The following is a 10,855-nucleotide window of genomic DNA, read 5'->3' on the forward strand; positions in this document are numbered from 1 at the left end:
GCGCCGCGGCGAGGACCACCCGCGGCGCGCTCGTGCGCCAATGGCCGCCAGGATCAGTCCGCGAGGCCGTCGAGCGCGCGGGTCAACCGCACCAGGTTGTCGCGCTGGATGCCCACGTAGCCGCCGTCCGGAATCACGCCGGGATTCTCGGCCGGTGAGATCACGACGCTCACGATGCCGAGTTCGTCGCGCAGTGCGGCCACGAGGTCCGGGCGCGGCGTGGACTCCCAGAGCATGAGCGTCGGACGCTCCGACTCGCGCGCCAGCCGCTCCGCCTTCGCAGCGTCGTCCGGCTCGAGCAACGCGTCGGGATCGAGGTCGAAGTTCACGATGTCCAGCCCGTAGCGCTCGGCCACGTAGCGGTAGGCCGGGTGCGAGGCGAGCAGCGTCGCGCTCTTCAACCGCGGGACCAGGGCGGCCCAGGCGCCGTCCAGTTGTTCGAGGTCCTGGACCAGCGCATCGGCGCGATCGTGCACGACGCCGGCATGTTCGGGGTAGGCCTCGACCAGGGCCTGTTCGAGTGCGCGTACCTGTTCGATCGCGAGCAGCGGATCGACCCAGGTGTGCCCGTCGACGCCCATGTGCACGTGTTCGCCGGACGGGCCGTGGCTGTGCGCGACCTGCTCCTCGAACTCGAGGAAGCGCTCGGAGAAGCCGTCCGCCGTGCGCACGTGGCGCGATTCCGGAAGACTCGCCACGGCGAGCCACTTCTCGAACTCCGCGCCGTTCGACACGACCAGGCGCGCCGTCCGGAAGGATTCCATCGCGGCCGAGTCGGGCTGCCAGAAGATCGGATCCTCGCCCTCGGGCAACGGGCAGCGCACCTCGATCTCGGGGCCGATCATGCGCTCGGCCCAGTCCTCGAGCGGGAAGAACGTGACGGCGACGCCCGAGCGTTCGGCGCGGGCCGAATCACCGTCGTCGCCGCAACCGGCGAACAGGGGAGCGAGCGCGACGAGGGCACAGAAGCGCAGTGAGGTGGCGAGGAGGTCGGGGCGTCGCATGTTGAAGGTCGAAGGTCGGAGCGGGACGCGAGAGAACGAGGAGAACGAGGAGAACGATGGGAGCGAGAGCGCGCGCGCCCTCACAACAGAAGGGTCAGGTCCGGATCGAGGACCAGCAGCGCCCCGAGCACGAGGCCGGCACAGGCCAGCGCGACGGCGGCGATGAAGGCGATCTGGAGGCCTTGCAAGAGGGCAACGGTGCGCGCGCTCGATCCGAGGCGGTCGAGGGTGCGCAGCTCGGCCGTGCGCAGCTTCATCGACAGGCCGAGGACCAGCGCACCGAGCGCCGCGGTCGCGCCGAGCAGGACGAGCGCGACACCGTCGAGCAGACGCCGCAGCCCGAGGACCAGGTCGAGCAGTTCGTCCAGTTCGGCGCGAGTGTCCGCGACCTGCACGGGACCGTACATGCGCTCGATGTTGGTCTCGGCCTTGAGGAGCGTCGCCGCCTTCGCCGTGCGCGGGAAGACGAGCACGCACGAGAGCGGCAGCACGTCGGGATCGGTGTGCAGGTGGAACGTGGCGCGGTTCTGCGGCGTGATCTCGTTGTAGGGGATGAACGCGTTCGACATGCGCACCTCCTCGTCGCTCTGCCCGAGGATCAACGACGGATCGACGGTTCCGGTCGTCACGTCGTCGTGCCCGTGCGCCAGCCCGTGCAGGACCCAACAGGTCTCGAGCGTCACGAACGCGGCGCGGTCGTCGGCGCTGCGGGTGGGGTGAAGGACGCCGCACACGCGCAGCTTGAGCGCCGACGGTCGGGACAGGTCGAGGTGGTCGGGCGGGTCGCTGAACAGGTGGTCGTCCACACCGAGTTCGAGTTCGCGGGCGAGCGCCGCGCCGAGCACGACCTCACCGGCGACGAACGGCAGGTGTCCGGTGCGCGCGACGATTCCGCGCTCCTCGAAGTACTCCGGCACGGTGCCGACCAGCGCGCGACCGCGGGTGGTGAATTCGAGGTCGAGCGGGACGGCCAAGAGGTCCTCACGCGCACCGATGCGTCGCGCCAGTCCGGTCGTCAACGGTTCGAGGCCGTCGCGCGAGAAGTAGAGCCCGGCCAAGGTCAGATCGAGCGGAGGACCGGCTGCTCCCAGCACGAGCGGCGTGGCGTCGGAGCGCTCGCGCAGCGCGTCCTCGAAGCCCGAGGTCAGGACGTGCGTCACCGCCGGCAACAGCAACGCGATGCCGAGACAGGCCGCCAGCAGCGCACTCGGTCCAGGGCGCCGGCGCAGGTAGTTCCAGGTGAGGTAGACGAGCCCGTTCATCGCACCGGCTCCTCGGTGATGCCTCGGAACGCGGCGGCGCCGTCGACGACGCGGTCGAAGCGGTCGAGCACGCGCTCGTCGTGGGTGACCATCACGAGCGTCGTCCCCAGGCGCGCGACCTCGTCCACGAGGAGGTCCACGACCGCGTCCGCGTTGACCCGGTCGAGGGCGCCGGTCGGTTCGTCGGCGAGGCACACGGAGGGTTCGGTGGCGAGCGCCCGGCACACGGCCAGTCGCTGGCGTTCGCCGCCGCTGAGTTCGGCCGGTAGCCGTCCCAGGAGGTGTTCGATCCCAAGTCGTCCCGCCAGGTCGCGGGCCCGCGCGCGGTCGGCGTTCGACACGCGACCGCCCGGAGCGAGGCGCCGCGACAGGAGCACGTTGTCGAGCCCGTCGAGGTAGTCGATCAGCTCGAGGTCCTGGAACACCAGTCCGAGGCGCGTCAGTCGGAATCGGCGCCGGCCGCGTTCGTCGAGCGCGCCGAGTTCGACGCCGTCGACGCTGACGACGCCGCGGCGCGGTGCGAGGATCCCGGCCAGGGCCTGGACCAGCGTGCTCTTGCCACAGCCGCTGGGGCCGACGAGGGCGACGCGCTCACCGGCGGCGACCTCGAAGCCGTCCACTTCGAGTCGAAAGGTGTTCGGCCCGTAGTCGCAGCGCAGGTCGCGGACCGCGATGGCGCCACTGGTGCGCGAGCCGGTCGGTGAACTCGAGTTCGTCACGGTCGGTCAGAGCTCTCCCACCGGGCGCTTCGGCGGCGTCGTGTCGACGGGCGGCTGGAGCGGATTGCGCAGGTCGATCTGCTCGGCCGAGACGACGAACTCCTCGGACATCTCGTCGCCGAGGATGCGCCAACCGTCGGGCGTCTCACCGATGGCGAAACGTGCCGCGTACTCCTGCGTGCGCTCGTGCGTGTGGTTCGAGTGGGTCACGCTCCCGTCGACCTGCCAGCGCGAGCGCACCGTGAAGCCCTCGCACGCGTACTCCTCGAGGAAGCCCTGGCTCTCGAGCTCGGTGTCGAGATGGCGCACCGCCTCGACGCGCGTGACCGCGCCGCCGTCGTTCTCGAGGATCAGGCTGCGGAACACGCGCGCGTAGGTGCGGTCGAGGTGGTCGCCGCCGACGCTCTTCGCGAGCGCGTCGTACACGACCTCGCGGTCGTCGAAGTCGAAGGCGGTGTAGAGGTTCTGGTGCAGCCGTTCGAACGCGTCGACGGCCGCGGTCTCGGTCAGCAACGACTCGTCCGTGGTCTCGAACTCGACCCTGGCCGTTCCCCACAGGGCGCCCGCGAGACCGAGTGCGACGAGAGCCGCCCCGAGGCGCAGGGAGCGCCGCGCGGCGAACAGCGGCAGCGAGACCAGGAGCGCGAGCGCGAGCAGTCCGAGGCCTGCGCTGGCCACCGGGACCTCGACGACCTGGGGCGCGGGCGGTTCGACGACCGGGAGCAAGCGCTCCTCGAACGTCATCACCTCGCCGTGCCAGGTGTACTGGGGTTCGTCGACGGTCAGTTGGAGCGGGAGGTCGCCGCTGCCGTCGTTGAGCTGCAGGCGCACCGTCATCGGCGGCGGCGGGTCGATCGGCTGGGCCAGGTCGTCGGCGAACAGGTGCCAGTCGAACAGCACGCTGCGCGGCCCGGCGTCGTCGGTCGACCCCGCACCACCGGTCGCCTCGGGCCGCGGGTAGTCGAGCTCGAGCTTGACCAGCGTGAGCGCCCGGATCCCGTAGACCGGGTTGTAGGGGACCATCTCCTTCGGGCCGCGCAGCTGGCGCACCGGGTCGCCGAGGCTCGGAGCGATCGCCTGTCCGTCCACCTCGATGGTGACGGCGCGCGAGAAGTAGTCGACGAGGTCCTCGCCCAGGGGCTCCAGTTCGACCTCGTGCAGTTCGTCCACGAGTTCACGTGCGAACTCGGTGTTCTCGTCGATGAATGCGAGGTTGACCGTGATCGTCAGGTGCACGCCGTCCCCGTCGATGCGCGCGCGCACGTCCAGGTCGGGACCGTCGGAGGGGTGCACCCAAGAATCGCTGGGGAGCGCGAGTCGCGACGCGCTGGTGGAAGGGGAGGTGAGCATGGTGCTGGGGCGGCCCCGATGGACGGAGCGACCGTCGGTGCGGGGCGGTCGTCGGAGCCGGGCGGTGGGGGCGCGGCCGGTCCGGCGGCCGCGGAGTCGGGCCGCGAGCGGTCGCGTCGGGTGAGTGTGCCCTACGCCGCGCCATGGCTCGACCCCGAGGACGATCCGTCCTGCGCGCGCGGGGCTCGCCGCACCACACCCAGGACGCCGCGGATCGACCACGAGCGAGCGAACCTGCCCGCGCGGTTCGGACCCCGTGTACGGTCGTGCGCCACAAACCGACAATCCTCCGGGGTCGACCGACGTAAGGCCCGGCTTCGGCCGCCCGTTCGCGGTCCGAGCAACGGTCTCCTGCGCGGCGACCGTTGTTTTTGGCAGGGTGAGGCTCCGCGGGACCGGCGCTCGGCGCGAGACTCGGCCCGCGCGCGGGCCAGCCCTCTCGGACCGGATCGCGCTCTCGACTCGGTACGCGCCGACTCGGCCATCCCCAACTCCCCGCGCTCGGCGACCGCGTCGTCGACGCCCCCGATCGTCGTCGATCGTCGTCCCCGTCGGTGACGCCGACTCCCCATCCACTCGATCCGCCCGCCCCCCCCGATCGGCACGGCGGATCCTCCGTTCCACTCTTCCCGACCCATCCCGACCTCCACGAGGTCTCGGTGTCGCGTCCGGCCGCCCGTCGTGTCGCCGCGCTCCGTCCGTCTCCATCCCGACCCGAAGATGATCTTCAAGACATTCGCTCTCCCGGCCGTCGCCGTACTCGGCTCGAGCCTCGGCCTCCTCACGGCCCCGGCCCAGGCCGCGGTCACCTTCCAGGAAGGCGATCCGATCAGCGCCGCCATCGAGGCGTCCAGCGATCAGGTCCGCGAATACAACATGCACCTGACCTTCCTCTCCAGCCCCTTCCTCGAGGGACGCCTGCCCGGCACGCGCGGGATGGAGATCGCCAAGGACTACGTCGAGCAGCACTTCATGGATCGCGGCCTCGCGGCCCCGTTCGTCGACGCCGAAGGGAATCCGAGCTACCGCCAGGACTTCCCGATCTCCGAGCAGACCGACCTCACCGACCAGTCGCTGCGGATCGGCGACCGCCAACTGGTGAAGGGCAAGGACTACATGGCCCTCAGTCTCGGCGGGGCCGGCGTGGTCACCGCACCGGCCGTCTTCGTCGGCTACTCGATCGACAAGGGGCGCGACGGGTACTCGAGCTTCGAAGAGGGCGACTCCCTCGTTGGCAAGATCGCGGTGATGCTGCGCTTCGAGCCGATGAAGGAGGACGGCACGAGCCAGTGGCGCGACAGCGGTTGGAGCGCACGCGCCGGGTACTCGCGCAAGGTCGCGGACGCCGCCGATCGCGGTGCCGCGGGTGTGATCATCATCAACACGCCGGGCGCGGACGACGAGCGCGTCGACGAGTTGCCGGCCTTCCGCTACGGCGGTCGCGCGCGCACCGAGGTGCCCGTCATGACCATGTCCGCCGAGGCCGGTGAGCGCCTCATCGCGAAGATGGGACCGCAGGGCACCACGCTCATGGACCTGCGCCGCGAAGCGGACGCCGGACGTTCGGTCCACGACCTCGAGGGCACGATCGAGATGGTGGTGCAGACCGAGACGCGCCAGATGACCGGCCAGAACGTCTGCGGCCTCGTTCCCGGCAAGGGCGACCTCGCGGGTGAGATCGTCGTGATCGGCGCCCACCTCGACCACCTGGGCATGGGCGACTTCGGTTCGCGCTACCAGGGCCCGCCCGCCGTCCACCCCGGTGCGGACGACAACGCCAGCGGCAGCGCGGCGATGATCATGCTCGCCGAGCGCTTCACGCAGTACTACGCCAGCCTGCCCGAGGGCGCGTCCGCGCGGACGATCCTGATCCAGTGCTACGACGCGGAGGAGCAGGGGCTGATCGGCGCCGGGTACTACACGCGGAACCCGATCCGCTCGATCGAGGACCACGTCCTGATGCTCAACTTCGACATGATCGGCCGCATCACGGACGACGGCGGGATGTCGGTCACCGGCCTGGGTAGCGGCCGCGGTCTGAAGGCCTTCGCCCAGCCCTTCATGGCCGACACGCCGCTCAAGCTGGTTCCCGGCGACGGAGTGATGGCCGCCAGCGACCACTGGATGTTCCACCAGGCCGGCGTGCCGACCCTGATGGGGATCTGCAGCCCGCTGCACGAGGATTACCACACGCCGCGCGACACGGCCGATCGCATCAACCGCGTGAACGCCGTCCACGCCATGAACCTGTGGGGCGACATCTGCCTGGCCGCGGCCCAACACCCGGAGCGGTTCGAGCACAACTCCTCGCCGGGCACCGCCGACGTGGGGCGCCCCGGACGCCCGGTTCGCCAGGATCCGGCCACCGAGCCCGCTCCGGCCCCGTCGACCGGCGCCGGACCCGCGTCGACCGGCGTGCGCCTGGGCGTCCAGCCGGGCAATTACGGGGAGACCGGCAAGGGGGTCGTGGTCGAGCGCGTCAGCGTCGACTCGCCCGCCGCTCGCGCCGGGATCGTGGACGGCGACCGCATCGTCAAGTGGGGCGGTGAGACCCTGGCCGACGTCGATGACATGATCACGCGCCTGCAGAACCACGATCCGGACGACGTGGTCGAGATCGAGGTCGAGCGCGGCACCGAGACGATCAAGATCTCGGTGACGCTCGAGGCCAAGGGCTGATCCGCTCCGATCCTCGCGAGCGGACGCCGCGGGTCCCACTTGGACCCACGGCCCGGTCGCTCCCGACGCCAACCTCGAAGGGGCGTCGACACGCGGGCGGCCGCGTCCCCGATCGGGGGCGCGGCCGCCCGCGGTCGTGGAGGGCTCGCGTTCGTCGTCGCGACGCGATTCCGGCTCCGGCCGTCCCACTGCGCTGCGGATCCCGACAGGGCCGCGGGGGCGTGGCCCGACGCCACCCGCGCCGCTACGATGGGCGGTTGCAGGTGCGCCGGAAGGATTCCGACACACTGGTCCGACTCGCCGGTCGGAACCACTGGGCCTGCACCCCGCCGGGCCCGCCCGGAACCCGGTCCCCACCGCCGTCCATGAGCGTCGCTCCCCGCGAACAGGGCTACGAGCCCAAGAACCCGATCCGCATCGTCACGGCCGCGTCGCTCTTCGACGGCCACGACGCCGCGATCAACGTCATGCGGCGGCTGCTGCAGCGCGGTGGGGCGGAAGTCATCCACCTGGGGCACAACCGCTCGGTCAAGGACGTCGTCGACTGCGCGATCCAGGAGGACGCCCAGGGCATCGCGATGACGTCGTACCAGGGCGGGCACGTCGAGTACCTGTCCTACATGCGCCAGCTGCTGGACGAGCGCGGCGCAAAGGTCGTCATCGTGGGCGGCGGCGGCGGAACTATCCTGCCGGCGGAGATCGAGGAGCTGACCGCGGCGGGGATCGATCGCATCTACACGCCCGACGACGGCCGTTCGATGGGGCTCGAGGGGATGATCGACGACGTGCTCGAGCGCTGCGACCGGGCGCCGGTGGCCGACGGCGATCTGGGGCTCGTCGAACGCCTCCCCGAGCAGGACCACGCCGCCATCGCGCGCCTGATCAGCCTGGCCGAGAACCGGCCCGACCTGGCCGATCGACTCGACGCGGAACTCGCGAAGTTCACGCCCGAACGGACCATCCCGGTCCTCGGCATCACGGGCACCGGCGGGTCGGGCAAGTCGTCGCTCGTCGACGAGATCGTGCGGCGCTTCCTGCTCGACTTCGAGGACCGGCGCATCGCGATCATCTCGGTCGACCCGAGCAAGCGGAAGACGGGCGGTGCGCTGCTCGGCGACCGCATCCGCATGAACGCCATCGGCGATCCGCGCGTGTACATGCGCTCGCTCGCCACGCGTCAGTCGAACCTGGCCCTGTCGAAGCACGTCCAGCAGAGCATCGACATCTGCAAGGCGGCCGGCTTCGACCTCGTCATCGTCGAGACCAGTGGCATCGGTCAGTCCGACACCGAGATCGTCGACCACTCGGACGTGTCGCTCTACGTGATGACCGCGGAGTACGGCGCCGCGACGCAGCTCGAGAAGATCGACATGCTCGACTTCGCCGACCTGATCGCGATCAACAAGTTCGACAAGCGCGGCTCGCTCGACGCCCTGCGCGACGTTCGCAAGCAGTACCGACGCAACCACAACAGCTTCGGCGGCGCGGACGAGGACCTGCCTGTGCTCGGCACGATCGCGGCCCAGTTCAACGATCGCGGCACGAACGTCCTGTACGCCAAGCTCATGGCGGCGATCGAGAAGGCGACGGGCGCGGGACTGGCATCGACCTTCGATCCGAGTGCGCACACGACCGAGACGGGCTACGTCATTCCCGGCGACCGCTCGCGCTACCTGGCCGAGATCGCCGAGTCGAGCGACAGCTACGAGAGCTGGGTCCTCGGCCAGTCGGACGTCGCGCGGCGCATGTACCAACTGTCGGGCACGATCGCCCAGCTGCGCGAACGCGTCGGCGAGCGCTCGCTGCGGATCAACGACGCGGAACTCGGTGACGCGGCGCGGGCCGGTGCGTCGATCGTGCGCGTGATCGAGCACGTCGAGGGCGAGCCCGACTACCTGATCGACCTGATCCGCCTCTACAACGACCTGAAGTCGCGGCTCGACCCGGGCTGTCGCGAACTGCTCGAGACCTGGCCCGACGTGCAGCGCCGCTACGCCGCGGACCGCTACCAGTTCCAGGTGCGCGATCGCGTGATCGAGCAGGACCTGGTGACCGAGACGCTGTCGGGGCTCAAGGTGCGCAAGGTCGCGCTGCCGCGCTACAAGGACTGGGGCGACCTTCTGATCTGGCTCCTGCGCGAGAGCACCCCGGGTCACTTCCCGTTCACCGCCGGCGCCTTCCCGCTCAAGCGGCGCGGCGAGGATCCCGCGCGCATGTTCGCGGGCGAGGGCGACGCCGAGCGCACGAACCGCCGCTTCCACTTCGTCAGCCACGGCCAGCCGGCCAAGCGACTGTCGACGGCGTTCGACTCCGTCACGCTCTACGGCGAGGACCCGGCGCGGCGGCCCGACATCTACGGCAAGATCGGCAACTCGGGCGTGTCGGTGGCCTGTCTCGACGACGCCAAGCGGCTGTACAGCGGCTTCGATCTCGCGGACCCGACGACGTCGGTCTCGATGACGATCAACGGCCCGGCGCCCATGGTGCTCGGCTTCTTCCTCAACGCGGCCGTCGACCAACAGTGCGAGCGCGTCCTCGCCGAGAGCGGTCGACTCGCTGCCGCGGTCGCCCGCGCGGACGAGCTGTACGCCGCCAAGGGCATCCAGCGGCCGCGCTACCGCCGCGATCTCCCGCGCGGACACGACGGACTCGGGCTCGCGCTCCTCGGCGTGTCGGCCGACGAGGTGATGGACCCCGAGGTCTACGCGCGCGTTCGCACCGAGACCCTCAAGGTCGTGCGCGGCACGGTCCAGGCGGACATCCTCAAGGAGGACCAGGCCCAGAACACCTGCATCTTCTCGACGGAGTTCGCCCTGCGGATGATGGGTGACATCCAGCAGCACTTCATCACCAACAAGGTCCGCAACTTCTACTCGGTCTCGATCTCCGGCTATCACATCGCCGAGGCCGGAGCGAACCCGATCACGCAGCTGGCCTTCACGCTCGCGAACGGCTTCACCTACGTGGAGTACTACCTGAGCCGCGGGATGGACGTGAACGACTTCGCGCCCAACCTGTCGTTCTTCTTCTCGAACGGCCTCGATCCCGAGTACTCGGTCATCGGTCGCGTCGCGCGCCGGATCTGGGCGAAGGCGATGAAGAACCTCTACGGCGGCAACGATCGCTCGCAGAAGCTCAAGTACCACATCCAGACCTCGGGGCGCTCGCTGCACGCGCAGGAGATCGGCTTCAACGACATCCGCACGACGCTTCAAGCGCTGTACGCGATCTACGACAACTGCAACTCGCTGCACACGAACGCCTACGACGAAGCGATCACGACGCCGACCGAGGAGAGCGTGCGCCGCGCCCTCGCGATCCAACTGATCATCAACCAGGAGTCGGGTCTCGCGCGCAACGAGAACCCGCTGCAGGGCTCGTTCATCATCGAGGAACTGACGGACCTCGTCGAGCAGGCCGTCATGACCGAGTTCCGCAGCCTCTCCGAGCGCGGCGGTGTCCTGGGGGCGATGGAGCGCATGTACCAGCGCGCCAAGATCCAGGACGAGAGCATGTACTACGAGGGCAAGAAGCACGACGGGTCGCTCCCGATCATCGGCGTGAACACCTTCCTGGATCCCGACGGGTCGCCCACGATCGTGCCGGGCGAAGTGATTCGTTCGACCCAGGCCGAGCGCGACGGCGCGATCGAACACGTGGAGCGCATGCGCGAGTTCCGCGCGGGCGCCTCCGACGCGGCGCTCGAGCGCCTCGGCCGGATCGCCGTCACCGACGGCAACCTCTTCGACGAGCTGATGGAGGCCACGAAGGTCTGCACGCTCGGACAGCTGTCCGGCGCGCTCTACGAGGTCGGCGGTCAGTACCGCCGCAACATGTGAGC

The 10,855-nt window shown here is 70.0% G+C and carries 6 protein-coding genes; 2 read left to right on the forward strand and 4 right to left on the reverse strand.

What is annotated here, in order from left to right:
- Positions 1-53: 53 nt before the first annotated feature.
- The 4 genes from Pla163_RS08080 to Pla163_RS08095 all read right to left on the reverse strand — a co-directional run bounded on the left by Pla163_RS08080 (position 54) and on the right by Pla163_RS08095 (position 4,335).
- Positions 54-1,004 (reverse strand): metal ABC transporter substrate-binding protein, encoded by a 951-nt coding sequence (locus Pla163_RS08080; protein WP_145186276.1) that lies wholly within the window; start codon positions 1,002-1,004, stop codon positions 54-56.
- Positions 1,005-1,084: 80 nt separating this feature from the next.
- Entirely contained in the window at positions 1,085-2,266 is a 1,182-nt protein-coding gene (locus Pla163_RS08085; protein WP_145186279.1) for a hypothetical protein, read from the reverse strand.
- On the reverse strand, positions 2,263-2,985 hold the full coding sequence (locus Pla163_RS08090; RefSeq protein ID WP_145186282.1) for an ABC transporter ATP-binding protein: 723 nt from the start codon (positions 2,983-2,985) through the stop codon (positions 2,263-2,265). Before Pla163_RS08090 ends, Pla163_RS08085 begins: the two co-directional genes overlap by 4 nt.
- A gap of 6 nt (positions 2,986-2,991) precedes the next feature.
- A complete protein-coding gene (locus tag Pla163_RS08095; RefSeq protein ID WP_145186284.1) occupies positions 2,992-4,335 on the reverse strand; it encodes a hypothetical protein in 1,344 nt (447 codons plus the stop codon).
- A 720-nt stretch (positions 4,336-5,055) separates the two neighbouring features.
- Here Pla163_RS08095 and Pla163_RS08100 point away from each other — a divergent pair.
- Positions 5,056-7,014 carry a M28 family peptidase gene (locus tag Pla163_RS08100; RefSeq protein WP_145186287.1) on the forward strand — a complete coding sequence of 653 codons (1,959 nt, stop codon included), beginning with the start codon at positions 5,056-5,058 and terminating at the stop codon, positions 7,012-7,014.
- Positions 7,015-7,379: 365 nt separating this feature from the next.
- Positions 7,380-10,853 carry a methylmalonyl-CoA mutase family protein gene (locus Pla163_RS08105; RefSeq protein ID WP_145186290.1) on the forward strand — a complete coding sequence of 1,158 codons (3,474 nt, stop codon included), beginning with the start codon at positions 7,380-7,382 and terminating at the stop codon, positions 10,851-10,853.
- Positions 10,854-10,855: the final 2 nt, after the last annotated feature.

This window comes from Rohdeia mirabilis, assembly GCA_007750655.1.
Lineage (GTDB): Bacteria > Planctomycetota > UBA1135 > UBA1135.